Source organism: Bifidobacterium sp. ESL0769, from assembly GCF_029395495.1.
In the GTDB taxonomy this organism is placed as follows: Bacteria; Actinomycetota; Actinomycetes; order Actinomycetales; family Bifidobacteriaceae; genus Bifidobacterium.
In genome coordinates this window covers 155,499-182,274 of record NZ_CP113918.1, presented here as the reverse complement: position 1 = coordinate 182,274, position 26,776 = coordinate 155,499, and the positions used below count along the sequence as shown (strand labels likewise).

Genomic DNA, 26,776 nt, shown 5'->3' with positions numbered 1-26,776 from the left:
TTTCGGAAACTTTTATGCGGGCGTTTCTATCGAGCCAGCGGTTTTCGTCATATTCACCGCCTTCCCATCGCACTCGGCGGCTTCGGAAATCACGGGTCGCACGCCACCCGCTAAGTGGCGAGGAATGGCCTTTTCATTTTTCATTTTGCAACTGCCTCCTTGGAATCAGAAGGTTGAGCAGCCTTTACCGTCTTTTCGCGATGCTTGCGAATACCGAAAACGACGAACAAGCCAACAATCACCACGGCCGCGATAATCTGCGCGACGATCGTTTCGGTGTACGGGTAGAGCCCAAGCCATTCGTTGGTCGGCATACTCGCCAGGTACGTTCCGTTGATGGCATCGCCTTCAATCAGTGAGTGCACACCGCCGCCGGCAAACGTGACAGCCAAAACGGCAAGCAACGCCGAAGTAATAAGGAAGAACGGATGAAGCGGAATGTGTACGGAAGTGTATCGAATCAGCACGAAGACGATAATCAGCACAACCGCGGCCGCCAAACCGCCAATCCACATGCCCTTCGAATCCTTCGTCATCGAATAGACGCTCTGATAGAACATCACCGTCTCGGCGCCTTCGCGGAAGACGGCCAAGAAACTCAGCATCGCAAGCGAGACAACGCCCGCAAACGTCAGCGAATCCGCTGTGGCCACGCCCGAAACGGCCTTTTTCGTCTTATCGCCGATATAGCTTTGCCATGCTTCAACGTCTGATTTCGAGAGCATCCAGTTGCTGGTGTAGATGAGCATGCACATCGCGATCAGCGCAACCACGCCCTCCATGATCTCCTGCTGCGGCCCGTTGCCGTTGAAGAACACCGCGAACAGCACCGCCATCAGCCCCGAGCCAATAAGCCCGACAATAACGCCGAGATAAATCCAACGCACGAGTTTCTTGTTGTCGCTCTTGAGCATGTAGGCGATGATGGCCGCAACCACCAACAGCGCCTCAAGTCCCTCACGCACCAGAATCAGGAACGACTGCCCAATTGAGCTGGTGGCGAATTTCGCGGCACTATTGACCTGATCTTCGGCCCCGCCATCAAGTTTTTTCGCGTCGACATTGAGGTTGGCCCTGAGCTCGTCCGCCTGCTTCTTGATGCCTGCCGGCGCATCGCCGCGCACCATGGCCTTGCGCAGCTCCTTGAAGCAACTTTCCATATAGGAGACGCGGGAACCGGAAATCGCGTTCATCACGTTCTTTTCGAAACCGAGCTTTTCGTAGTACTGGTAATAGGCCTCGTTGACCTTGTCGGCACCCCTTTCGCCATCCCCGGCTTTCGCGGCGGCAACACCTTGATCGATGACCTTGCCCATCTGCCCCGCGACCTCAAGCCACGTGCGGTTCCCCAAGCCAACGAACTTGGTTTTCTTGTTCTTCTGCAGCACCTTGCGCTGCTCCTTGACCGTCTGCTCGATCTGAGCCGCATAGGCCTTGGGCTTGGCAAGGTTCGGACTAGCGTCGAGCTGTGCTGCAGCGGTATCGAGTTCGTTGGAAAGTGTAGAAATCTGCGCGGCCAAATCGGCCCCATGCCCGTCGCTATACGTCAGTTGCTGCACGGACTGGAACTGGCTCATCTCGCCTTGCTGACGATCCGCACCAAGCGTTTCCTGAACAGCCCTGCTGAAATTGGAAGCTGTGTATCTGGTCGAAACCGCGCTCATCTGCGAGGCGGCCGTAGTCCTGTCCCCCGAAACATACGTGCTGCTGACCTGCGCAAGCCCCTTGCCCAAATCCTTGGCGACCCCGCTCCAGGTATCATCTTCCGCAGTAACGGTATCCGCCGTAGCCCGCACCGAATACCCTTGATTCCCAGCGATTACCTGACCCCGCGATGCGTTAGCATCCGCAGTAACCGCGTCCACTACAGGACGTATCAAATAGCCTTGATTTCCAACGGTTACTTGAGTCTGCGACACTTCGCCTTCCGTTACTTGTCCACTGAATTGTGCCCGTCTCTCGACCGAATTCGCAGCATTCATCGTTACTGCCATATCAGCAGCAGACCTCGTTTGCGAAACGAAATTCCCTATGCTTGAATGATTCCATACCGGCGTATTGTTTCGGGAAATACCAGCAGTTACCGCTGGACCGGCAGACTGTGATTGATATTGGTTCGATACTTCCTCATCGGAGTACGAACGTTCTCCAGTTGTCTGATTACCTTGTACCAGCTGATTTACTTCGGCTTGGCTATCCGAATCATAAGAAACATTCAAACTTACAGCATTTAAAGATTTACCATCTGCCCTGATTGCAGAGCCCTGCGGCACCAATAACGACGCAATCATCGTAACTACCGCCAACAATGGCAGCAATGCCATGAATTTGGTCAGCCTTGTCTTCGCACGCATCGGCGCTCCGCTTCACTCTATTACGCGACACTATTGTGCCGTCGTGTCTCCAAATAGGATAAAGGAAAACAACAAAGAAAAAAAGACTTGTTTTTAAAATTTTTTTATGGTATTTAAGGCCGAAATTTCAACGTTTTGTGACATTCTATCCAATTTATGAACTCAATTGATTCATAAACGCTGATTACATATTTCTTATCGACAGTCGAAGATATATACCTAACCACCTTCAAACTTGGCATCTCGGCTTTCTCGACATCAATGAATGATATCCATGTCAGGTTTGCGAACGGACGAATCTTCGGCAGACATAAAATAGCAACTGTTCATACTCAAAATATTGATTGATGACTTACGAATTTGAATTTGGAATACGATGAACGAGGCGAGATGGCACATATCAGCGACGAGATGATAGATTCCGACCTGCGAAGCACCGGGAGGATAATCCGGCGCGTTTTGCCGTACTTCACTCCAACATCGATTCGTTGGGCGAATCGCGCAACAGGCCTGCTGAATGGCGTCAACTATACGCATTTGCATTATGAACAGCGACATCTGCACAGACCGGACGGAAGTAACCTCCGTGTCTGTATCTACCGGCCAAAAGCCGATCATGCCAGCAAACACGCCAATGCAGATGCATTCCCCGAACCGGTTCCCGGAATCCTGTGGATTCACGGCGGCGGATTCGCCCTTGAATCCCCTGAACTTGAAGCCTTTTATTTTGGAAAGATAGTGGACGCTACCAATGCCGTTCTCGTCGCTCCTGATTACCGCAAATCCACCGAAGCGCCATATCCTGCGGCTCTTGAAGATTGCTATTGGACTTTGCTCTGGCTAAAAGATCACGCCGAGCAGCTGGGTGTACGCCCAGACCAGTTGATTGTCGCAGGAGCCAGTGCAGGCGGCAATCTTACGGCTGCAGTCAGTCTTTTGGCACGGGACCGAAAGGACGTCAATATCGCGTTTCAGGTACCGATTTGCCCGATGTTGGATGATAGAGAGACCCCGAGCTCGTGCGACAACGATGCTCCTGTCTGGAACACCGCTTCAAACCGTCTGTGCTGGAATATGTATCTGAGTAATCGAAGAGTCACCGGCAATGTACCGGCGTATGCCGCACCAGCCAGGGCTCGAGATTTAAGCAGGCTTCCTCCAACCCTGAGTTATGTAGGCGATATCGAGCCGTTCCACGATGAAACGGTCACCTATATGAATCGCCTGGCCACAGCCGGTGTAGAGACGAGATTCCGCGTCTTCCCCGGTGCGTTCCATGTCTTCGACGCGCTTGTCCCGCATGCCACGGTCTCTGAAGACGCAACGGCATTCTTGTTAGATGGCTTTGGATACGGAACCAGAAATTTCTTCGCCGCTCAAGGTTGAGATTTTAGGAGTGATGCAGGTATCCGGGCCGGGCGCCGGCCCCGCCTTAAAGCCGGTGTCCCGGCAAGACCTGGCCGCAGCGTCGTTCCCGACGGCCACGGCTAAAGACACCTTTTAAGGCTTGCCCCTGGATCCGGATGCCGGAAGCGCCGGGGCCCGACGCCCCCGTGCGTGGTTTCCCGCGGGCGCGGGGCCCCGCCTCCGGGCGGGACCGTGTGCGCGGGCCGCGGCGGCCGCGCAAAACCCCGAATTCGTGTCTCGGCCCGTGGCCCCGTATCGACGGTGTTGCGGCGGTGTCCCCGGGCATGCGAAGGACCCCATGGGAGCCGTGAGGCTCGACCATGGGGTCCTTGCGAAGTGTGGTGCGGCGGCGGGCTACTCTCCCACACCCTGTCGGGTGCAGTACCATCGCCGTGCCAGGCCTTAGCTTCCGGGTTCGGAATGGGACCGGGCGTCTCCCCTGGGCTATGGCCGCCGCAAATCTTATATTATGCACGGAACACGAAGGAACCGCGGGAATGTGGCGGCTCGGGAACCGGAAAGCGGACGCGATGTCGGATGCATTGAATCGAGTTGTGAACACCAAGCGCTAGTGCTGCCTGAATGTTTGTTCGCAGAAGGAAGCCAGACCCCACCGCTAGGGTTGGGGTTGTGTGATTGCCTTTCGGCCGTTAGTACCGGTCGGCTCCGCCCCTCGCGGGGCTTCCACGTCCGGCCTATCAACCAGGTGTTCTGACCTGGGGCCTACAGAGGCTCGAAGCCTCAAGGAATACTGATCTCGGAGCAGGCTTCCCGCTTAGATGCTTTCAGCGGTTATCCCTTCCGAACGTAGCCAACCGGCCGTGCCGCTGGCGCGACAACCGGCATACCAGAGGTTCGTCCACCCAGGTCCTCTCGTACTATGGGCAGGTCTCCTCAATATTCCAACGAGCGCAGAGGATAGAGACCAAACTGTCTCACGACGTTCTGAACCCAGCTCGCGTGCCGCTTTAATCGGCGAACGGCCGAACCCTTGGGACCTGCTACAGCCCCAGGATGCGACGAGCCGACATCGAGGTGCCAAACCATCCCGTCGATATGGACTCTTGGGAATGATCAGCCTGTTATCCCCGGGGTACCTTTTATCCGTTGAGCGATGCCGCGCCCGTGCGCCGGCACCGGATCACTATCTCCGACTTTCGTCCCTGCTCGACCCGTCAGTCTCACAGTCAAGCCCGCTTGTGCGATTGCACTCAACACCCGATTGCCAACCGGGCTGAGCGGACCTTTGAGCGCCTCCGTTATCCTTTGGGAGGCAACCGCCCCAGTTAAACTACCCGCCAGGCACTGTCCCTGACACGGATCACGTGTCGAGGTTAGACATCAAATGGAGACAGAGCGGTATTTCACCTTGCGGCTCCACGACGGCTGGCGCCGTCGCTTCGAAGCCTCCCGCCTATGCTACACAGTTTCCACCTAATGACAATACCAAGGTATAGTAAAGGTCCCGGGGTCTTTTCGTCCTTCTGCGCTTAACGAGCATCTTTACTCGTACTGCAATTTCGCCGAGCTCCTGGTCGAGACAGTGGGGAAGTCGTTACGCCATTCGTGCAGGTCGGAACTTACCCGACAAGGAATTTCGCTACCTTAGGATGGTTATAGTTACCACCGCCGTTTACCGGGGCTTGAATTCACCGCTGCCCCCGGACGAACCGGGATGACGGATCCTCTTAACCTTCCGGCACCGGGCAGGCGTCAGTGCATATACAGCGGCTTGCGCCTTCGCATGCACCTGTGTTTTTGGTAAACAGTCGCTACCCCCTGGTCTGTGCCACCCCCGAGGCTCCCCGCGCAAGGCGGTTCACCCCAGGGGGTCTCCCTTATACCGAAGGCACGGGAGTGATTTGCCGAGTTCCTTGACCAGGATTCGCTCGATCGCTTTGGTATTCTCTACCTGACCACCTGTGTCGGTTTGCGGTACGGGCGCCGCAGCACCTCGCGCCGAAGCTTTTCTCGGCAACGGAAACCACCGGATTCGGCCCCAACGGGCCCCACCATCGCGCCTCGCCCCATATGCGCCCCGGATTTGCCTGGGGTGCGGGCTGCACGCTTGGCCACGGACTACCACCGCCGCGGCCGGCTCTTCCATTGCGTCACTCCTGCGCTGGCCTACCGGAAGGTCTGTCCCAACCACCACACGTCCGGCACCCCGAAGGGAGCCATCGATGCGGCGGGAGGTTAGTACCCGACTTTCGGCCCGGACGGTCCTGCGCCGGTACGGGAATATCGACCCGTTCGTCCATTCGACTACGCCTGTCGGCCTCGCCTTAGGACCCGACTCACCCGGGGACGATGAACGTGGCCCCGGAACCCTTGGTCATCCAGCGGACGGGATCCTCACCCGTCTCTCGCTACTCATGTCTGCATTCTCGCTCCCACACGGTCCACGGCTCGCTTACGCGGCCGCTTCACCCCGTACGGGACGCTCTCCTACCCAGCAGCAAAAGCTGCTGCCGCGTCTTCGGTGGCGTGCTTGAGCCCCGCTACATTGTCGGCGCGGAACCACTAGACCAGTGAGCTGTTACGCACTCTTTCAAGGGTGGCTGCTTCTGAGCCAACCTCCTGGCTGTCTATGCGACTCCACATCCTTTCCCACTTAGCACGCGCTTCGGGACCTTAGACGACGATCTGGGCTGTTTCCCTTTCGACGACGGAGCTTATCCCCCGCCGACTCACTGCCGCGCTATAGCGCCACGGGTATTCGGAGTTTGGTTGCCCTCGGTACGCGACACGCGCCCTCAGGCATCCAGTAGCTCTACCCCCCGGGCGAACCACACGACGCTGCACCTAAATGCATTTCGGAGAGAACCAGCTATCACGGAATTTGATTGGCCTTTCACCCCTAGCCCCAAGTCATCCCCCCAGTTTTCAACCTAGGTGGGTCCGGTCCTCCACGCGGTCTTACCCGCGCTTCAACCTGCTCAGGGCTAGATCATCCCGCTTCGGGTCCAGGACAAGCGACTCAAACGCCTTTTGAGACTCGCCTTCGCTACGGCTCCCCCACGACGGGTTAGCCTCGCCACCTGCCACTGACTCGCAGACTCATTTTTCGATAGGCACGCCGTCACCCCTCAAGGAGGCTCCGACGGTTCGTAGGCGCACGGTTTCAGAAACTATTTCATTCCCCTCCCGGGGTGCTTTTCACCTTTCCCTCACGGTACTCGTTCGCTATCGGTCAGACAGTCATATCTAGGCTTACCCCACGGTCGGGGCGGATTCACACGGGATTCCACGAGTCCCGTGCTACTTGGGAACCTGGATCGGAAGGCAGCGCGCGACCGGCTACGGGGCCATCACCCTCTACGGCCGGGAATTCAATCCCGTTCGCCTAGCACGCCGCTTTATGACTTCCGCCGGACGCTCCAGCATCCGGGCACCAGGCCCCACAACACCCGCCGCGCAACGCCTGGAGGCTATCACACGCGGCCGGTTTGGCCTGATCCGCTTTCGCTCGCCACTACTCACGGAATATCCTTTCCTGCAGGTACTGAGATGTTTCACTTCCCTGCGTACCCCCCCGCACGAATGCGGTGCCGGCCCATACGGCCGGCGGGTCCCCCCATTCGGAAATCCTCGGATCAAAGCCCTGTCGGCGGCTCCCCGAGGCCTATCGCGGCCCCACACGTCCTTCATCGGTACTGTCTGCCAAGGCATCCACCATACGCCCTTACCAGCAACACACACCCATACAGGCTGCATGCCGCAAGGACCTTCTGCGAAAAACTCTGGACAACACATCATCACACTATGAATGATCACAAAACGATCGACCAAATCCCCAGATTCAAAAGAATCGGAGACCGGTCTAAAAAATTGCATCTAACAAAGCAAGAATCATATCTTGCTCGCGTCCACTATCCAGTTCTCAAGCCACCACGCACATCCGGATCAAGCGCCCCGTCCGGGGCCGCCGTCAGCGGAAGGCATCGAATCGCACCGTCACAAGGACGGGGTGGCGATCCGGGAGCCCAAAAGCATGCCCACACCACTGATATGCAAAGCCGTCATCCTTGATCTTTTCCACACCAGCAGGACCACACCAGGGAACATCCCCGGCAGGCCCGACACCGGACGCCGAACAGCGTCCTGAATTCTCCGTAGAAAGGAGGTGATCCAGCCGCACCTTCCGGTACGGCTACCTTGTTACGACTTAGTCCCAATCACGAGCCTCACCTTAGACGGCTCCGCCCCACAAGGGGTTCGGACACCGGCTTCGGGTGCTGCCCACTTTCATGACTTGACGGGCGGTGTGTACAAGGCCCGGGAACGCATTCACCGCGGCGTTGCTGATCCGCGATTACTAGCGACTCCGCCTTCATGGAGTCGGGTTGCAGACTCCCAATCCGAACTGAGACCGGTTTTGAGGGATCCGCTCCATGTCGCCATGTCGCATCCCGTTGTACCGGCCATTGTAGCATGCGTGAAGCCCTGGACGTAAGGGGCATGATGATCTGACGTCATCCCCACCTTCCTCCGAGTTGACCCCGGCGGTCCCTTGTGAGTTCCCGGCATAACCCGCTGGCAACACAAGGCGAGGGTTGCGCTCGTTGCGGGACTTAACCCAACATCTCACGACACGAGCTGACGACGACCATGCACCACCTGTGAACCGGCCCCGAAGGGAAGCGCCGTCTCCGACGCGATCCGGAACATGTCAAGCCCAGGTAAGGTTCTTCGCGTTGCATCGAATTAATCCGCATGCTCCGCCGCTTGTGCGGGCCCCCGTCAATTTCTTTGAGTTTTAGCCTTGCGGCCGTACTCCCCAGGCGGGATGCTTAACGCGTTAGCTCCGACGCGGAACCCGTGGAATGGGCCCCACATCCAGCATCCACCGTTTACGGCGTGGACTACCAGGGTATCTAATCCTGTTCGCTCCCCACGCTTTCGCTCCTCAGCGTCAGTAACAGCCCAGAGACCTGCCTTCGCCATTGGTGTTCTTCCCGATATCTACACATTCCACCGTTACACCGGGAATTCCAGTCTCCCCTACTGCACTCAAGCCCGCCCGTATCCGGCGCAGACCCATCGTTAAGCGATGGGCTTTCACACCAGACGCGACGAACCGCCTACGAGCTCTTTACGCCCAATAAATCCGGATAACGCTTGCGCCCTACGTATTACCGCGGCTGCTGGCACGTAGTTAGCCGGCGCTTATTCGAAGGGTACACTCACTCTCGCTTGCTCCCCAACAAAAGCGGTTTACAACCCGAAGGCCTTCATCCCGCACGCGGCGTCGCTGCATCAGGGTTCCCCCCCATTGTGCAATATTCCCCACTGCTGCCTCCCGTAGGAGTCTGGGCCGTATCTCAGTCCCAATGAGGCCGGTCGCCCTCTCAGGCCGGCTACCCGTCAAAGCCTTGGTGGGCCGTTGCCCCGCCAACAAGCTGATAGGACGCGACCCCATCCCATGTCGGTAACCCTTTCCCGCGATCACATGCGATCACGCGGAACACCCGGCATTACCACCCGTTTCCAGGAGCTATTCCGGAACATGGGGCAGGTTGGTCACGCATTACTCTCCCGTTCGCCACTCTCACCACGGTGCAAGCACCATGGATCCCGTTCGACTTGCATGTGTTAAGCACGCCGCCAGCGTTCATCCTGAGCCAGAATCGAACCCTCCACAAAAAATGCGAAGAGAACCAAACAAATGACTCTCATAAATAATAATCGACGGAACCATTCCATAAGGGGGAATGGTCCACACTAAAAACCTCGACGCCATTCAAGCCCCCTCGGGCACCCCGCAAAAAAGCAGGGCCGACGCCAAACTGGCAATCAAAAAAGCTTTACATATAAAAAGTAGTACAGACACACTCTTGAGTTCTCAAACCACCACCACACCAACAACTTCAATCAATCTCGAAGATTTGTTGTCGCCGTCAGGCAGCAAGTAGATAACTTACACGAGGTTGCCCCCGAGCGCAAGTCCTATTCGAACAAAAGGTCAAAATTCGGTGAAATTTCAACGTTCCTTCGGCGTGTTGAAATTACGGGTATTAACCATTTCAAGCCTGTTTGCCGCGTATATAATTCCGAAAAATAAACAGAAAATATCCCAAGTTATTCATCATCGGCGTGTCACTTTAACAAAGACACGAAACCAGTCATCGTCATTTATGGGTACAGCAGCCATAATCAACATCAGCAAAGTTTTGATATTCAATAGCCTGGGCATCTAAGCCAGTGACCATCAAAACCGATAATGGACATTATGTTCGTTTGTTTCTGATGCTTCTGATTCGAAAGCAACCGTTGCTTTCACTAATCGTTGCTAATAAGCCTGGCAGCATGAAATGGCTAATGCCATTACAGAAATATAAAGTTATGTGAGTAGCTTTCGGAGTTTCGAACGGAGAGAATTTGTTACTCGCTGAGATAGAGCTGCGTCTAACTCGCCTGCATTCTTACAGCCGAATCAGAATAAGACCGCAGATTTTATTCGTAATGACTCCAAGCCGCATATATCGTTACTGTCTGCGTATCGTCATCGATATCGTAAACAACACGATGTTGGCTGTTAATCCGTCGGGAATACAATCTCCTGCTAACGGGCTGTAGCTTTTCGAATGATTGAGTCGGCTGGTAAGGATCAGACTTCAGATCTGCGACTACCTGCATGAATGATTGCTGAAGATGTGAACGCTTAAGTTTTTTAAGATCGGACTTGGCCGAGTTCTTGATTACAACGTGGTACGTCACAGCGTATCCCAATCGATATCATCGATATCCGTGGTTCCGCTGTCATCAGCGCGACGTTTTTCAGCCGTTGCAAGAGCGCCCGTGTTCTCCAGATAGAGGGTTTCCATGATCGAGTTCCAATCTGCACGATTGACCACCACTGCTTCCTCGTCCTTGTTGCCTCTTGCTGGAGAAATCACTACTGGTTTACGCTGGACATTGACATCCTTGAGAATCTGGTACAGGTTCTTCCTTGCCGCCGTAGGTGTATAAGTATCCATCTTTGCCGCCCTACTAAAGTCTCGTTATTATTAACGTACGTTATGCGGGTACGTTTAATGATGAGTGTAGCATATGCTGTTCCACTCATGGGGTTTTAAAGCAGGCTTGCCCCTGGATCCGGATGCCGGAAGCGCCGGGGCCCGACGCCCCCGTGCGTGGTTTCCCGCGGGCGCGGGGCCCCGCCTCCGGGCGGGACCGTGTGCGCGGGCCGCGGCGGCCGCGCAAAACCCCGAATTCGTGTCTCGGCCCGTGGCCCCGTATCGACGGTGTTGCGGCGGTGTCCCCGGGCATGCGAAGGACCCCATGGGAGCCGTGAGGCTCGACCATGGGGTCCTTGCGAAGTGTGGTGCGGCGGCGGGCTACTCTCCCACACCCTGTCGGGTGCAGTACCATCGCCGTGCCAGGCCTTAGCTTCCGGGTTCGGAATGGGACCGGGCGTCTCCCCTGGGCTATGGCCGCCGCAAATCTTATATTATGCACGGAACACGAAGGAACCGCGGGAATGTGGCGGCTCGGGAACCGGAAAGCGGACGCGATGTCGGATGCATTGAATCGAGTTGTGAACACCAAGCGCTAGTGCTGCCTGAATGTTTGTTCGCAGAAGGATGCCTCACGGACCCCACCGCTAGGGTTGGGGTTGTGTGATTGCCTTTCGGCCGTTAGTACCGGTCGGCTCCGCCCCTCGCGGGGCTTCCACGTCCGGCCTATCAACCAGGTGTTCTGACCTGGGGCCTACAGAGGCTCGAAGCCTCAAGGAATACTGATCTCGGAGCAGGCTTCCCGCTTAGATGCTTTCAGCGGTTATCCCTTCCGAACGTAGCCAACCGGCCGTGCCGCTGGCGCGACAACCGGCATACCAGAGGTTCGTCCACCCAGGTCCTCTCGTACTATGGGCAGGTCTCCTCAATATTCCAACGAGCGCAGAGGATAGAGACCAAACTGTCTCACGACGTTCTGAACCCAGCTCGCGTGCCGCTTTAATCGGCGAACGGCCGAACCCTTGGGACCTGCTACAGCCCCAGGATGCGACGAGCCGACATCGAGGTGCCAAACCATCCCGTCGATATGGACTCTTGGGAATGATCAGCCTGTTATCCCCGGGGTACCTTTTATCCGTTGAGCGATGCCGCGCCCGTGCGCCGGCACCGGATCACTATCTCCGACTTTCGTCCCTGCTCGACCCGTCAGTCTCACAGTCAAGCCCGCTTGTGCGATTGCACTCAACACCCGATTGCCAACCGGGCTGAGCGGACCTTTGAGCGCCTCCGTTATCCTTTGGGAGGCAACCGCCCCAGTTAAACTACCCGCCAGGCACTGTCCCTGACACGGATCACGTGTCGAGGTTAGACATCAAATGGAGACAGAGCGGTATTTCACCTTGCGGCTCCACGACGGCTGGCGCCGTCGCTTCGAAGCCTCCCGCCTATGCTACACAGTTTCCACCTAATGACAATACCAAGGTATAGTAAAGGTCCCGGGGTCTTTTCGTCCTTCTGCGCTTAACGAGCATCTTTACTCGTACTGCAATTTCGCCGAGCTCCTGGTCGAGACAGTGGGGAAGTCGTTACGCCATTCGTGCAGGTCGGAACTTACCCGACAAGGAATTTCGCTACCTTAGGATGGTTATAGTTACCACCGCCGTTTACCGGGGCTTGAATTCACCGCTGCCCCCGGACGAACCGGGATGACGGATCCTCTTAACCTTCCGGCACCGGGCAGGCGTCAGTGCATATACAGCGGCTTGCGCCTTCGCATGCACCTGTGTTTTTGGTAAACAGTCGCTACCCCCTGGTCTGTGCCACCCCCCGAGGCTCCCCGCGCAAGGCGGTTCACCCCAGGGGGTCTCCCTTATACCGAAGGCACGGGAGTGATTTGCCGAGTTCCTTGACCAGGATTCGCTCGATCGCTTTGGTATTCTCTACCTGACCACCTGTGTCGGTTTGCGGTACGGGCGCCGCAGCACCTCGCGCCGAAGCTTTTCTCGGCAACGGAAACCACCGGATTCGGCCCCAACGGGCCCCACCATCGCGCCTCGCCCCATATGCGCCCCGGATTTGCCTGGGGTGCGGGCTGCACGCTTGGCCACGGACTACCACCGCCGCGGCCGGCTCTTCCATTGCGTCACTCCTGCGCTGGCCTACCGGAAGGTCTGTCCCAACCACCACACGTCCGGCACCCCGAAGGGAGCCATCGATGCGGCGGGAGGTTAGTACCCGACTTTCGGCCCGGACGGTCCTGCGCCGGTACGGGAATATCGACCCGTTCGTCCATTCGACTACGCCTGTCGGCCTCGCCTTAGGACCCGACTCACCCGGGGACGATGAACGTGGCCCCGGAACCCTTGGTCATCCAGCGGACGGGATCCTCACCCGTCTCTCGCTACTCATGTCTGCATTCTCGCTCCCACACGGTCCACGGCTCGCTTACGCGGCCGCTTCACCCCGTACGGGACGCTCTCCTACCCAGCAGCAAAAGCTGCTGCCGCGTCTTCGGTGGCGTGCTTGAGCCCCGCTACATTGTCGGCGCGGAACCACTAGACCAGTGAGCTGTTACGCACTCTTTCAAGGGTGGCTGCTTCTGAGCCAACCTCCTGGCTGTCTATGCGACTCCACATCCTTTCCCACTTAGCACGCGCTTCGGGACCTTAGACGACGATCTGGGCTGTTTCCCTTTCGACGACGGAGCTTATCCCCCGCCGACTCACTGCCGCGCTATAGCGCCACGGGTATTCGGAGTTTGGTTGCCCTCGGTACGCGACACGCGCCCTCAGGCATCCAGTAGCTCTACCCCCCGGGCGAACCACACGACGCTGCACCTAAATGCATTTCGGAGAGAACCAGCTATCACGGAATTTGATTGGCCTTTCACCCCTAGCCCCAAGTCATCCCCCCAGTTTTCAACCTAGGTGGGTCCGGTCCTCCACGCGGTCTTACCCGCGCTTCAACCTGCTCAGGGCTAGATCATCCCGCTTCGGGTCCAGGACAAGCGACTCAAACGCCTTTTGAGACTCGCCTTCGCTACGGCTCCCCCACGACGGGTTAGCCTCGCCACCTGCCACTGACTCGCAGACTCATTTTTCGATAGGCACGCCGTCACCCCTCAAGGAGGCTCCGACGGTTCGTAGGCGCACGGTTTCAGAAACTATTTCATTCCCCTCCCGGGGTGCTTTTCACCTTTCCCTCACGGTACTCGTTCGCTATCGGTCAGACAGTCATATCTAGGCTTACCCCACGGTCGGGGCGGATTCACACGGGATTCCACGAGTCCCGTGCTACTTGGGAACCTGGATCGGAAGGCAGCGCGCGACCGGCTACGGGGCCATCACCCTCTACGGCCGGGAATTCAATCCCGTTCGCCTAGCACGCCGCTTTATGACTTCCGCCGGACGCTCCAGCATCCGGGCACCAGGCCCCACAACACCCGCCGCGCAACGCCTGGAGGCTATCACACGCGGCCGGTTTGGCCTGATCCGCTTTCGCTCGCCACTACTCACGGAATATCCTTTCCTGCAGGTACTGAGATGTTTCACTTCCCTGCGTACCCCCCGCACGAATGCGGTGCCGGCCCATACGGCCGGCGGGTCCCCCCATTCGGAAATCCTCGGATCAAAGCCCTGTCGGCGGCTCCCCGAGGCCTATCGCGGCCCCACACGTCCTTCATCGGTACTGTCTGCCAAGGCATCCACCATACGCCCTTACCAGCAACACACACCCATACAGGCTGCATGCCGCAAGGACCTTCTGCGAAAAACTCTGGACAACACATCATCACACTATGAATGATCACAAAACGATCGACCAAATCCCCAGATTCAAAAGAATCGGAGACCGGTCTAAAAAATTGCATCTAACAAAGCAAGAATCATATCTTGCTCGCGTCCACTATCCAGTTCTCAAGCCACCACGCACATCCGGATCAAGCGCCCCGTCCGGGGCCGCCGTCAGCGGAAGGCATCGAATCGCACCGTCACAAGGACGGGGTGGCGATCCGGGAGCCCAAAAGCATGCCCACACCACTGATATGCAAAGCCGTCATCCTTGATCTTTTCCACACCAGCAGGACCACACCAGGGAACATCCCCGGCAGGCCCGACACCGGACGCCGAACAGCGTCCTGAATTCTCCGTAGAAAGGAGGTGATCCAGCCGCACCTTCCGGTACGGCTACCTTGTTACGACTTAGTCCCAATCACGAGCCTCACCTTAGACGGCTCCGCCCCACAAGGGGTTCGGACACCGGCTTCGGGTGCTGCCCACTTTCATGACTTGACGGGCGGTGTGTACAAGGCCCGGGAACGCATTCACCGCGGCGTTGCTGATCCGCGATTACTAGCGACTCCGCCTTCATGGAGTCGGGTTGCAGACTCCAATCCGAACTGAGACCGGTTTTGAGGGATCCGCTCCATGTCGCCATGTCGCATCCCGTTGTACCGGCCATTGTAGCATGCGTGAAGCCCTGGACGTAAGGGGCATGATGATCTGACGTCATCCCCACCTTCCTCCGAGTTGACCCCGGCGGTCCCTTGTGAGTTCCCGGCATAACCCGCTGGCAACACAAGGCGAGGGTTGCGCTCGTTGCGGGACTTAACCCAACATCTCACGACACGAGCTGACGACGACCATGCACCACCTGTGAACCGGCCCCGAAGGGAAGCGCCGTCTCCGACGCGATCCGGAACATGTCAAGCCCAGGTAAGGTTCTTCGCGTTGCATCGAATTAATCCGCATGCTCCGCCGCTTGTGCGGGCCCCCGTCAATTTCTTTGAGTTTTAGCCTTGCGGCCGTACTCCCCAGGCGGGATGCTTAACGCGTTAGCTCCGACGCGGAACCCGTGGAATGGGCCCCACATCCAGCATCCACCGTTTACGGCGTGGACTACCAGGGTATCTAATCCTGTTCGCTCCCCACGCTTTCGCTCCTCAGCGTCAGTAACAGCCCAGAGACCTGCCTTCGCCATTGGTGTTCTTCCCGATATCTACACATTCCACCGTTACACCGGGAATTCCAGTCTCCCCTACTGCACTCAAGCCCGCCCGTATCCGGCGCAGACCCATCGTTAAGCGATGGGCTTTCACACCAGACGCGACGAACCGCCTACGAGCTCTTTACGCCCAATAAATCCGGATAACGCTTGCGCCCTACGTATTACCGCGGCTGCTGGCACGTAGTTAGCCGGCGCTTATTCGAAGGGTACACTCACTCTCGCTTGCTCCCCAACAAAAGCGGTTTACAACCCGAAGGCCTTCATCCCGCACGCGGCGTCGCTGCATCAGGGTTCCCCCCATTGTGCAATATTCCCCACTGCTGCCTCCCGTAGGAGTCTGGGCCGTATCTCAGTCCCAATGAGGCCGGTCGCCCTCTCAGGCCGGCTACCCGTCAAAGCCTTGGTGGGCCGTTGCCCCGCCAACAAGCTGATAGGACGCGACCCCATCCCATGTCGGTAACCCTTTCCCGCGATCACATGCGATCACGCGGAACACCCGGCATTACCACCCGTTTCCAGGAGCTATTCCGGAACATGGGGCAGGTTGGTCACGCATTACTCTCCCGTTCGCCACTCTCACCACGGTGCAAGCACCATGGATCCCGTTCGACTTGCATGTGTTAAGCACGCCGCCAGCGTTCATCCTGAGCCAGAATCGAACCCTCCACAAAAAATGCGAAGAGAACCAAACAAATGACTCTCATAAATAATAATCGACGGAACCATTCCATAAGGGGGAATGGTCCACACTAAAAACCTCGACGCCATTCAAGCCCCCTCGGGCACCCCGCAAAAAAGCAGGGCCGACGCCAAACTGGCAATCAAAAAAGCTTTACATATAAAAAGTAGTACAGACACACTCTTGAGTTCTCAAACCACCACCACACCAACAAACAATCTCAACTCTTAGAGGAGAAGTTGCCGTGTTGAGCAGCAAGAGATAAATATACGCGACAACCCGATATTGCGCAAGTCGAAGGGCGCAAAAACCTTAAGAACCGTTGCAATGATGCGGTTCTCTCGGCGTGTCACTAAAGGCGTTACTACACCTTTACGCGTTATTCTAGCTCGGAAATACAAGGAATCAAATCGATGTAATTCATTTTCTTCGGCGTGTCAGCAGCTACATGCTCTGAGCCATCTAATAATGCCGTTTAGGTTGATGGTATTCCTGTTTGAATAATGAGATGGAACGATCCTAGCCCCTTGCGACAGCGCTTCGAATTCGGACTTGGTCTTCATTCCTTTTGATTTCGGAATGTTTCAAGCGCTAAATCAGCGCAATCAATTTATTAAGGGCTATACGATAGGACTGGAATTCAAGCGGCTACAGAGAATAAACGGCAAAGATTGAAGAAAACAGGGCCTTCCTCGGCCCATTCACCCGCTGAATGTTGCTTCTGACTACAATAATATATATGACTAAAAAAATTGCAGTATTGACTGGTGCCGGTATCTCGACTTCGGCGGGAATCCCGGACTTCCGCGGGCCGGACGGAGTGTGGACCAAGCACCCGGACCAGATGAGCGTTTACGACATTGATGCGTTTATGCGCGACAAGAAGGCACGCGAGTATTCCTGGGCCTGGCAGAAGGCGTCGCCGGTGTGGAACGCTCAGCCGGGCGAGGCGCACAAGGCGCTCGTTAAGCTGGAAAAAGCAGGACTACTGACGCTCTTGGCGACGCAGAACTTCGATGCTCTGCACGAGAAAGCTGGGAATTCGAGCGATTTGATTGTCAATCTGCACGGAACCATCGGGACCTCGCACTGCATGAAGTGCCATGCGGAATACAAGACGGCCGACATCATGAACAATCTTGACAACGAACCAGATCCGCATTGCCACCGCAAGCTGCCGTATAGCGGGAACATGCCCTGCAACGGGCTTATCAAAACCGACGTGGTATATTTCGGCGAAATGCTGCCCGAGGGCGCGATGGAAAAGTCGATGGCGCGTGTGGCCAAGGCCGACGAATTCTGGGTGATCGGGTCGACGCTCGAAGTCTTCCCCGCCGCCTCGCTCGCACCGACCGCCGTGCAGGGCGGAGTGCCGATGACCATTATGAATATGGGACGCACGCAATATGACAACATCGCCACGCGGCTCATTCATGATGACATCGCCAAGGCATTGCCGGAACTGGTGGACGAGACCATCGCCGAGGCCGAAAAATAGGAATCGCGAGGCTAAAACCAAATCCACAGCAAAACGAATAGGTCGGATGGAGTTTCGTAACGAAATTTGTCCATGAAACATCGTCAACGTTCAGCACGAACCGACAATGAAACCATCGCCGATGCCAAGAAACAGAAGGGATATACCAATGAACACTAAAGATGAATTCTACCGGATTCTGGCACAACAAACAGAAATGGCATTGGCGACTTCAGTCGGCAACATTCCCGACGTGAGAATCGTCAATTTTTATTTCGATCCTGCTGACAATATCCTTTACTTTGCGACTTTCAAAGGCAATAACAAGGTCAAGGAAATTGAGACGAATGCCCATGTCGCTTTTACGACCATTCCTCATGGCGGCAACGAGCATGTGAAAGCACAGGGAGTTGCTCGCCCAAGCAGGAAAGGCATCGATGAAATCGCCGACCGATTCGTCGCCAAAATTCCAGCTTACGCGAACACTTTGCGCGCGGCCGACGGGAACCTGCTGTTGTATGAAATCAGCTTTACCACTGCAACCGTGACCAAAGACCTTAGCAATATCGATACTTTTACTATCGGATAAAAATCACTATCGCTAAATGACACTAATACATGGTCAGACGGATTCGCAGACATCCGAGTCCGCATAAGAGAATCACAATATAACCAACAAATAGGTAATAAGGATGTGGGTTTGCTGCGGCATTAGACTGCAGCAAACCCACATCCTTTTATGAAAATTCTCTATTTAATAGACGCGCTTCGGGTCGAAACCAGCGTCTTTCAGGGCCTTGAGGACCTGGGCGATGTGGTCGGGGCCGTTGGTTTCGACGGTGACGCCAAGGGAGACCGAGTTCGTGTAGTGGCCGGAAGCCTTGAACTGATCGTGGTTGAGCTCGATGACGTTCGCGCGGGCGTCGGCCAGAACTTGTGCGACCTTGACCAGCTGGCCCGGGGTATCGGGGAGTTCGACCTCGAAATTCATGATGCGGCCGCGGGCGATCATGCCCTTTTGAATAACCGCACCGATGGTGACGGTGTCGATGTTGCCGCCGGAGATAATCGGAACGATGACGTGCTTTCCTTTGGCTGCGGAGAAAACCCGCGAGCGCAGGCTCAGGTGCTCGAGCGCGGCGAGTGAAACGGCACCGGCGGCCTCGACCACGAGCTTGTGCTTCTCCATCATCAAAAGGATCATCTCGTTGATGTCGCGCTCGGAAACGGTGACCAGATCATCGAGGTATTCATTCAAAATCGCGAACGTGAGATCGCCGGGATGGCCGACCGCAACGCCTTCGGCGGAGGTGACCACCTTGTCGGCGGGAACGACCGTGCCGGCCGCGAACGAATTCTTGAAAGCAGGCGAACCCTCCGGAATCGCGCCGATGACGCGGACTTCAGGTTTGAAAGTCTTGATAGCAAGCGCCACGCCGGAACCCAGCCCGCCGCCGCCCAGCGGAACCACGACATCGGTGACGTTCGGGACGTCTTCAAGAATCTCGAGACCGATGGTGCCTTGGCCGCAGAGCACCTCGTAATCGTCGAACGGAGGCACGTAAATCATGCCCTCGCGCTCAGAAAGCTCGGAAGCATATGCGGCGGCATCGTCGAAAAGGTTGCCGTGCAACACCACGTTGGCGCCGTATGATTTGGTCGCATCGACCTTGAGCGGCGGAGTAATTTCGGGCATCACGATGGTCGCTTTGGCACCACGCTCGCGGGCCGCATAGGCGACACCTTGCGCATGGTTGCCAGCGGAAGCGGTGACGATACCACGTGCCAGCTCCTCGTCAGAGAGCGAGGCAATCTTGTTGTATGCACCGCGAATCTTGAAGGAACCTGTAACCTGAAGGTTCTCCGGCTTCAGGAGAATCTCGTGGCCTGTAGCCTCCGAGAGCACAGGCGAAGGAATGATACGTGTATGGCGCGCGGTACCTTTCAGTCTTTCGGCGGCCTTCTTCAACTCGGCCGCGTGATCGTGCTGCAATGCTTTGACAACGTCTGCTTGTTTCATACCGAAATTGTACGGCCGCATGAAGCGGCGGCCGATGCGATGTCCCAGAATGCGAATGCGGGTCCACAAGTTTTCGAACTAGATCGCAAACTCTGCATCACGCATTATCGTCCACTTTTCAACCACTCGCGTATTTCCCCCCACCCAATCAATATCATCAAGAATCATGCTGCCGCTTTCCTAATCTTGGCCGAGACAAGGAAATGCCTATCACAATCTTATGAGACCGTAATAGGCATTTGCACTGAAAAATTATCTGGATTATTTAGATGCTTTCTTGGTCTTGGAAGCAGACTTGGCCTTGGCAGAAGTCTTCGACTTGGAGGCTCGCTTGGCCTTGGACTTGGACTTCGGCTTGTCCTTTGGAACAGGACCGGTGCCGGCGGCGACGGCCTCGGACTCGGCGACCAAGTAGCCCAGCAAGCGGCCCGTGTCGGTCGGGGTGGCGATGCGCGAACGGGCGTTGGTATCTCCGGCTCCGACCTTAATAGTCCATGCGGCGGAAGGCATGGCAGGCTTCTTGACCGACTTCGAGGCACCGGATTCAGCACCCGACCCGTCAACCGTGGCGGTCGCCTCCGTGGAATCGACCATTTTGACCACACCGGCGTTATCGACATCGTGCGTATCGGCCTTATCACGGGCGGAAGCGCAACCGGAAACCGAAGCAAACATCGTTTCGTCAGTAGTATCGTCGCCCAGCGCAAGCACGAAATCGTAGCGGCCGCTTTCCAGCAACGGCTTCACGGCCTCGCCCTTGCTGACATTGGCCGGGCAAACCTCGATGACCTTGGCGTTGCGCATGACCATCAGACCATACTGCGGGCAGACTTTCTGCAGCTCGTCGACCAAACGCTCACGCTGCTCCTGAGCAAGCTTCTGATCGCTCATACGATAATGCCATGCCAAATCCGTGGACTTGTATTCGATGAACGACTGCGGAACGCGGGAGACGGACTTGTTCATAATGGTCTCGATGATCGGACGCCATTCGTCAGGGTCAGGAAGACCGTCGGCACGCCGCCAGTAACGCTTCGGGGCAATAGTCCTGCCATCCGCATTTTTGGCGGTAGTTCCCTCAATCGGCTTGGTGTGCCAAGCACCATGCTCGGCAATCAAACCAATCGGCAGGCAACCGAACCACTCGTCCATCGTCTCGCGGGTGCGGCCGGAAACCAGATACAAATCCACATCGGGAATGGAACCGACCTCACGCAGCAAATCAAGCAACCGATGAGTCGGCTTGGCACGGCCGGGCGTACGGACGATCTGGGTCAGCGTGCCGTCGTAATCGCACAGCACCAGCTTGCGCTTTGACTGACCCCACTCGTGGACCAAATGATCTCGCTGAACGCTTTGCAAGCGACGGTCGGCCATGCGCGGGTCGCTGACCTGGCGCAGCGTGCTCAGGAACTCGGCGCTCCACAGGCCGGCGGTGCGATACTTGAGCCTGGCCTGCATAGCCGCGTTGCGACGTTTGGCTTCATCAGAACCAATTTCCAAGGCCGAATGCAAAGCCTCGCAGACCGCCTCTGTGTCGTAAGGATTGACGATAAACGCGTCCGTCAGCTCGCGGGCGGCGCCACACTCGTCGGAAAGCACCAGTGCGCCGTCACGGCCATCGCGAGCGGCAAGGTATTCCTTGGCGACCAAATTCATGCCGTCGCGAAGCGGCGTGACCAGCGCGACATCGCCGGCAGTGTAGATACCGCAAACGGGCTTGATGGGCAGAGAACGGGTGATGTAATGAATAGGAGTCCAGGAAAGCAGCGAATATTTGCCATTGATCTCGCCGACCAGCTGGTCGACCTGATCTTTGAGCTTGCGGTAGGTTTCGACGTCCTCACGCGTGGGGGTGGCCAAAAGGTAATACGTGACGTGGCCGACCCACTCCGGGTAACGGCTCAGCATCAGGTCAAAAGCGCGCAGACGCTCCGGAAGACCCTTCGTGTAATCGAGGCGATCGACGGAAACGACCACCTTGTTGTCTTCAGTGCCGCGTTTGGCCGCAGCGGACTGGGCCAGCTCGACTTCGGGCAGCTCGTCGCCGGTATGGGCACTCCACCAGTTTTCCTCCTGGTCGCTGGCCTCGGCCGCAGCTTCGGATTCTGCGGTAAGGGAGGTGCTCACGCGCCTGGTGCGCTTGCCGCTGACGGCCTCGATGCCGTGGCGCATGGCCTGCGCGAGACTGGAGTGGGCGTTGCGGCGGTAGAGACCGTAATCGATGCCGATGGGGAAGGCGTCGACGGTGACGAAACGTTGCGAAGTACCTTGCCCGACAGGAATGCGGCCGTCCTTATCGACCTCGAGGCCCAGAAGAGCACGAACCGAGGCAAGGAAGTTCACGCAGAAATCTTCGGTGTGGAAGCCTAGCAAATCCGCGCCCATCAGGCCTTCGAGCAGGTCTTTGCCGTTCGGAAGCTGATGGAAGATCTCGGGGCTTGGGAATGGAATGTGAAGGAACCAGCCGATCTTGAGCTTCGGGAAGCGGGAACGCAGCATGGCCGGCAGCAGCATAAGGTGATAATCCTGAATCCATACGGTGTCATCGGGATTGACGAACTCGATAATGGCGTCAGCGAATTTCTGGTTGACCTCTTGGTAGACCTTCCACGTGGACGAATCGAACGTGGCCTCGTGCGCAAAATCGTGGAACAACGGCCAAAGCGTATCGTTGGCATAACCGGCGTAGTATCCGTCAATTTCCCTTTGGGTCAGGAAAATCGGGATGCAACGACGACTCTTGAATTCCTCGCTGACCTTTTTGATTTCATCTTTCGGGCACGTCTCGGGATCGATACTGCTCCAGCCGACCCAAAGGCAATCGTTGTGGGACTTGTGGTACGGGCCGATTGCCGTGGCAAGACCACCGATGCTTTGCTTCATTGCGTAAGTGCCGTCCGGCTTGGCATGCAGTGAAACCGGAAGCCTATTGGATACGATAATCAAACGTGCCATAAATACTCCTTCGTCGCTGGAACCGTTGTATGCGAAACGCAAATTCGGGCTCGCCTTTACACAGGCATTGTCTATATATGTATTCTAGCTCACAAACGCCATACGCGAGAGCCGTTTGTATAAAGGCGGAACGGTGAGAATATTTAACTAGATATTTTATAAAGAGATACCCAATTGAATAATTTGGGAAATTTTGACTTCCGCCGGGTTTGTTCATTACTAGATTGGCCGACTCAGCGTACGTAACAAAACGGAAAATTCACCGAAGCCGACGGCGAATACAAGACACGGGTATGGGCTACGATATGCGAGATAACCCAGAGGAGGACACATGTGCGGAATAGTTGCTTTCTGCGATAAAAGCGTGCTCGATAAGGACTTGACAATCCAATCGATGATGAAGATGATTCAGCATCGCGGGCCCAACGTCAAAGGCAGCGGATACTACACGAACGACCAGGTGGCCATGGGATTCCGGCGTTTGAGCGTCATCGACCTCAAGGGCGGCAAGCAGCCGATCTTCAACGAGGACGAATCCATCCTCATCACCTTCAACGGCGAGATCTACAACTACAAGAGCCTGCGCAAAGAACTGCTGGCGGCCGGGCACACTTTCCGCACCGAAGCCGACACCGAAGTACTGCTGCACGGCTACGAGGAGTGGGGCATGGAAGGCTTGCTCGGCCGAGTGCGCGGCATGTTCGCCTTCCTCATCTGGGACGACAACAAAAAGGCCATGTTCGGCGCTCGCGACTTCTTCGGCATCAAGCCGCTTTACTACTACCACGAAGACGGCACGTTCATCATCGGCTCGGAGATCAAGTCGTTCCTCGTGCATCCGAACTTCAAGAAGGAACTCAACGAGAAGGCCGTAAAGCCGTTCCTGATGAACCAGTACAACGACCTCAAAGAGACGTTCTTCAAGGGCGTTTACCGCTTTCCGGCCGGCCATTGGTTCGAATATAAGGACGACAAGCTCGACATTCACGAATATTGGGACGCACACTACGACATCGATTACCAGCGCAGCGACGAAGAGACCATCGACGAAATCGACAAGACCGTCGAGGAATCCGTCGAAGCACATCATATCGCCGACGTGCCAGTGGGGGCTTTCCTTTCCGAAGGCGTGGATTCCAGCTATGTGACCACTATTTTGAAGCCTGAAGAGGTGTTCAGTATCAACTTCGACGAAGGTCCGTTCGACGAGGCCAGCGTGGCCAAGCAACTCGCGGAGCACGAGGGCCTGCATTTCAACCAGACCAGCGTGAAGGGTGACGAGGCGTTCCGAGACTTCGCCGAGATGCAATATCACTTGGACGAACCGGACGCGAACCCTTCCGTGATTCCGCTGTGGTATCTCTGCAGGCTCGCGCGCAAGAAAGTGACCGTCGTGCTTTCCGGTGAAGGCGCAGACGAACTGTTCGCCGGCTATATCAATTACGGTGTGCATACCAAGAACAAGACGATTCGTGCCATCGCGGCCGATATCCACAAGCTGCCCGACGGTATGCGACGCGGTATCGCCGGCGCCATCAAGAAAATGCCGGACTTCCCGGGCAAGACCCAGCTCTATACCCAGGCCGCCAAGCCACGCGACTATTACAACGGCCAAGCGTGGGTCTACGACATGGACCAGCCTTCGATCTTCACTTCGTCGCAGGCCAACGACGTTTTGCAGCCGGAATATCGGAACAACTTGACCGTCAACGGCATCTATCAGGAGGATTTCGACAAGGTCGCCGATGCCGAAGAAGTCAAGCAGATGCAATATATCGATCTGCACCACTTCATGTTGAGCGACATCCTACAGAAGGCCGACAAGATCTCGATGGCTCATTCGCTCGAGCTGCGCGTGCCGTATCTCGACCGCGAGGTGGCCGAGCTCGCCAACACCATCCCCTCCTCGAAGCTGCTGAATAGCCACGATTCCAAGGACATCTTCCGCAAGGCCGCCGCAAGGCATCTGCCGAAGGATTGGGCTAAGCGCCCCAAGCTCGGCTTCCCGGTGCCAATCAAAAGCTGGCTGCGCGAGGAGAAGTACTGCTCCCAAGTGCGGGCGCTGTTCTCGGAGGATTGGGTTGCTCAGTTCTTCGAGCAGGACCGAATTCTGACGCTCTTGCAGGATAACTTCGACGGCAAAGTGGACGCACGTCGCCAAATCTGGAACATCTTCACGTTCCTGACCTGGTACAAACTCTTCTTCGTCGATTTCGAGGAAACTCGCGAGCGCTACGAACATTTGCAGCCGGACGTGCAGGAATTCATGGATGAAGGCGTACTCGTATAGCAGCCTGTATAGCAACTGACATAGTTGGTATGAATGGCCTGGCTGCTGCATAGTTCGCGGAGCCGTTCCCAACGAAATTTCCCACATACTTAACGGGTATGTGGGAAATTTTTATTTTCGAATTATCATTGCCTCATAACAGCGCGCATGCCATTCGGCACGGCACGCAAATGTGAAGGATGGATATGAGCGAACAGGCAAAGGACGCGCAAGCGACGAAAACAGAAGTCGATGAAGAAACCCCTGTTACGCGCGGGCCGGTGGAGCAAATCATCATCATGATTGTGGTCGGGCTGATCGCCGGTTTCTTCTCGGGACTGTTCGGCATCGGAGGCGGTTCAATTATCGTGCCGGCTTTGGTATGGCTCGGCATGACCCAGCGGCACGCGGCGGCAACCTCGCTCGCGGCGATTATCCCGCTTTCGATTTCCGGCGTGATTTCCTACGCAATGAGCGGGCATGTCGACTGGATCGCGGCACTGCTGATGGTGGTCGGCACCATTATCGGCTCTCAAATCGGCAGCTGGCTGCTTTCACGGCTTTCCGAAGTGTTCCTGCGCTGGTTCTTCGTCGCATTTCTGGCGTTTGTCGTGGTCAGCCAGCTCATTCTGACGCCTTCCCGCAACTCGAGCATTCACCTGACCGTCATCAAGGGCATTCTGCTCGTGCTGCTCGGCATCCTCATCGGCATGCTTTCGGCGCTGCTTGGTATCGGCGGCGGGGCCGTCACCGTGCCGGCGCTTTCGCTGCTGTTCGGCGCGAGCGACCTGATCGCGCGCGGCACCTCGCTGCTGGCCATGTTCCCCAGTGCCATCACCGGCACCATCGCCAATTGGAAACGCGGGCTGGTACACCTCAAGAACGGCCTCATCATTGGCATTGCAGCGGCTTGCGGCACACCGCTGGGGGCTTGGGTCGCTGCGTTCGTTTCGGCAAAAGTGGGCTCGTACCTGCTCGCAGCCTATCTCTTCATCATTCTGCTGCGTTCCGCTTGGACGGCTTTGAAGATCACGCCCGGCATCGGACCGAAGCTGCCGAATAAGTAATCAACAGTCAACGTTTGACAGCAAAGAACTTGGCCAGCAAATCCGCACATTCTGGCTCACGTACTCCTCCAATGACTTCGGGGCGAGCGCCGACATGTGGATCGCGCGGAATGTCCCAAACCGAACCGCACGCGCCAAGTTTCGCGTCCCACGCGCCGAACACGATGCGGCCGATGTGGGTCTGCAGCGCCGCACCGGCACACATCGGACACGGCTCAAGCGTGACCACCAGTGTACAATCGGCGAGATTCCAAGCATTCTTACGAGATTGCGCCGCATCGCGCATCGCCATTACCTCGGCATGAGCAAGCGGGTCACCGTCGACCTCGCGTCGGTTGCGGCCGCGGCCGATAATCCTGCCGTCAGCGTCGAGCACGAGAGCCCCCACCGGGACTTCGCCCGCGTCCGTGGCCTCTCGCGCCAGATCCAGCGCCTCACCCATCGCATAATGCATACTCGCAGTGTCCATGTTTCCAGTCTAAAAGCTGTCCGCAAAGCTTGAGGCATAATGTCGAAATAACGATTCGATATAGTGAATATAGATAGTGTCCGAAATCTTTGAAATCTCCGAACCAACAAGCA

The 26,776-nt window shown here is 56.6% G+C and carries 14 protein-coding genes and 6 rRNA genes; 8 read left to right on the top strand and 12 right to left on the bottom strand.

The window, feature by feature from the left end; all coding sequences use genetic code 11:
* Window positions 1-12: 12 nt before the first annotated feature.
* Entirely contained in the window at window positions 13-144 is a 132-nt protein-coding gene (locus OZX72_RS00635; RefSeq protein WP_277158545.1) for a hypothetical protein, read from the bottom strand.
* A complete protein-coding gene (locus OZX72_RS00630) occupies window positions 141-1,994 on the bottom strand; it encodes an FTR1 family protein (RefSeq protein WP_277158544.1) in 1,854 nt (617 codons plus the stop codon). Before OZX72_RS00630 ends, OZX72_RS00635 begins: the two co-directional genes overlap by 4 nt.
* A gap of 750 nt (window positions 1,995-2,744) precedes the next feature.
* Between OZX72_RS00630 and OZX72_RS00625 the strand changes: the two genes are divergently transcribed.
* Window positions 2,745-3,740, top strand: a complete 996-nt coding sequence (locus OZX72_RS00625) for an alpha/beta hydrolase (RefSeq protein ID WP_277158543.1) — start codon at window positions 2,745-2,747, stop codon at window positions 3,738-3,740.
* A gap of 362 nt (window positions 3,741-4,102) precedes the next feature.
* Here OZX72_RS00625 and rrf (OZX72_RS00620) read toward each other — a convergent pair.
* A 5S ribosomal RNA gene (gene rrf / locus OZX72_RS00620) occupies window positions 4,103-4,219 on the bottom strand.
* 171 nt (window positions 4,220-4,390) lie between these two features.
* Window positions 4,391-7,460 (bottom strand): 23S ribosomal RNA (locus tag OZX72_RS00615).
* Window positions 7,461-7,620: 160 nt separating this feature from the next.
* Between OZX72_RS00615 and OZX72_RS00610 the strand changes: the two genes are divergently transcribed.
* Window positions 7,621-7,869 carry a hypothetical protein gene (locus OZX72_RS00610; protein WP_277158539.1) on the top strand — a complete coding sequence of 83 codons (249 nt, stop codon included), beginning with the start codon at window positions 7,621-7,623 and terminating at the stop codon, window positions 7,867-7,869.
* Between the two features lie 11 nt (window positions 7,870-7,880).
* On the opposite strand, the gene OZX72_RS00605 is transcribed toward OZX72_RS00610, so the two are convergent.
* Window positions 7,881-9,407: ribosomal RNA gene (locus tag OZX72_RS00605) — 16S ribosomal RNA — on the bottom strand.
* Between the two features lie 68 nt (window positions 9,408-9,475).
* Here OZX72_RS00605 and OZX72_RS00600 point away from each other — a divergent pair.
* Window positions 9,476-9,676 carry a hypothetical protein gene (locus tag OZX72_RS00600; protein ID WP_277158542.1) on the top strand — a complete coding sequence of 67 codons (201 nt, stop codon included), beginning with the start codon at window positions 9,476-9,478 and terminating at the stop codon, window positions 9,674-9,676.
* Between the two features lie 801 nt (window positions 9,677-10,477).
* Here the strand turns inward: OZX72_RS00600 and OZX72_RS00590 are convergent.
* The 3 genes from OZX72_RS00590 to OZX72_RS00580 form a co-directional block, all read right to left on the bottom strand.
* Complete coding sequence (locus OZX72_RS00590; protein ID WP_277158540.1) at window positions 10,478-10,741, bottom strand: type II toxin-antitoxin system Phd/YefM family antitoxin; 264 nt, start codon at window positions 10,739-10,741, stop codon at window positions 10,478-10,480.
* A gap of 347 nt (window positions 10,742-11,088) precedes the next feature.
* A 5S ribosomal RNA gene (gene rrf, locus OZX72_RS00585) occupies window positions 11,089-11,205 on the bottom strand.
* Window positions 11,206-11,380: 175 nt separating this feature from the next.
* Window positions 11,381-14,450, bottom strand: a 23S ribosomal RNA gene (locus OZX72_RS00580).
* A gap of 160 nt (window positions 14,451-14,610) precedes the next feature.
* Here OZX72_RS00580 and OZX72_RS00575 point away from each other — a divergent pair.
* Window positions 14,611-14,859: a hypothetical protein gene (locus OZX72_RS00575; RefSeq protein ID WP_277158539.1), complete on the top strand. Its 249-nt coding sequence runs from the start codon at window positions 14,611-14,613 to the stop codon at window positions 14,857-14,859.
* An 11-nt stretch (window positions 14,860-14,870) separates the two neighbouring features.
* Here the strand turns inward: OZX72_RS00575 and OZX72_RS00570 are convergent.
* Window positions 14,871-16,395, bottom strand: a 16S ribosomal RNA gene (locus OZX72_RS00570).
* The 16S, 23S and 5S rRNA genes sit together here, the layout of an rRNA operon.
* A gap of 747 nt (window positions 16,396-17,142) precedes the next feature.
* Between OZX72_RS00570 and OZX72_RS00565 the strand changes: the two genes are divergently transcribed.
* Both OZX72_RS00565 and OZX72_RS00560 read left to right on the top strand, forming a co-directional pair.
* Window positions 17,143-17,901 (top strand): Sir2 family NAD-dependent protein deacetylase, encoded by a 759-nt coding sequence (locus OZX72_RS00565; RefSeq protein WP_277158538.1) that lies wholly within the window; start codon window positions 17,143-17,145, stop codon window positions 17,899-17,901.
* A gap of 148 nt (window positions 17,902-18,049) precedes the next feature.
* Window positions 18,050-18,469: a pyridoxamine 5'-phosphate oxidase family protein gene (locus OZX72_RS00560; RefSeq protein ID WP_277158537.1), complete on the top strand. Its 420-nt coding sequence runs from the start codon at window positions 18,050-18,052 to the stop codon at window positions 18,467-18,469.
* A gap of 165 nt (window positions 18,470-18,634) precedes the next feature.
* Here OZX72_RS00560 and ilvA read toward each other — a convergent pair whose 3' ends face one another.
* Both ilvA and otsB read right to left on the bottom strand, forming a co-directional pair.
* The gene (gene ilvA / locus OZX72_RS00555; protein WP_277158536.1) at window positions 18,635-19,900 is read right to left on the bottom strand and encodes a threonine ammonia-lyase; all 1,266 of its coding nucleotides are present in this window, start codon (window positions 19,898-19,900) and stop codon (window positions 18,635-18,637) included.
* Window positions 19,901-20,161: 261 nt separating this feature from the next.
* Window positions 20,162-22,858 carry a trehalose-phosphatase gene (otsB, locus tag OZX72_RS00550; RefSeq protein ID WP_277158535.1) on the bottom strand — a complete coding sequence of 899 codons (2,697 nt, stop codon included), beginning with the start codon at window positions 22,856-22,858 and terminating at the stop codon, window positions 20,162-20,164.
* 331 nt (window positions 22,859-23,189) lie between these two features.
* Between otsB and asnB the strand changes: the two genes are divergently transcribed.
* On the top strand, window positions 23,190-25,148 hold the full coding sequence (gene asnB, locus OZX72_RS00545; RefSeq protein ID WP_277158534.1) for an asparagine synthase (glutamine-hydrolyzing): 1,959 nt from the start codon (window positions 23,190-23,192) through the stop codon (window positions 25,146-25,148).
* A 278-nt stretch (window positions 25,149-25,426) separates the two neighbouring features.
* A complete protein-coding gene (locus OZX72_RS00540) occupies window positions 25,427-26,194 on the top strand; it encodes a sulfite exporter TauE/SafE family protein (protein WP_277159436.1) in 768 nt (255 codons plus the stop codon).
* Window positions 26,195-26,201: 7 nt separating this feature from the next.
* Here OZX72_RS00540 and OZX72_RS00535 read toward each other — a convergent pair whose 3' ends face one another.
* Window positions 26,202-26,648 (bottom strand): nucleoside deaminase, encoded by a 447-nt coding sequence (locus tag OZX72_RS00535; RefSeq protein ID WP_277159435.1) that lies wholly within the window; start codon window positions 26,646-26,648, stop codon window positions 26,202-26,204.
* Window positions 26,649-26,776: the final 128 nt, after the last annotated feature.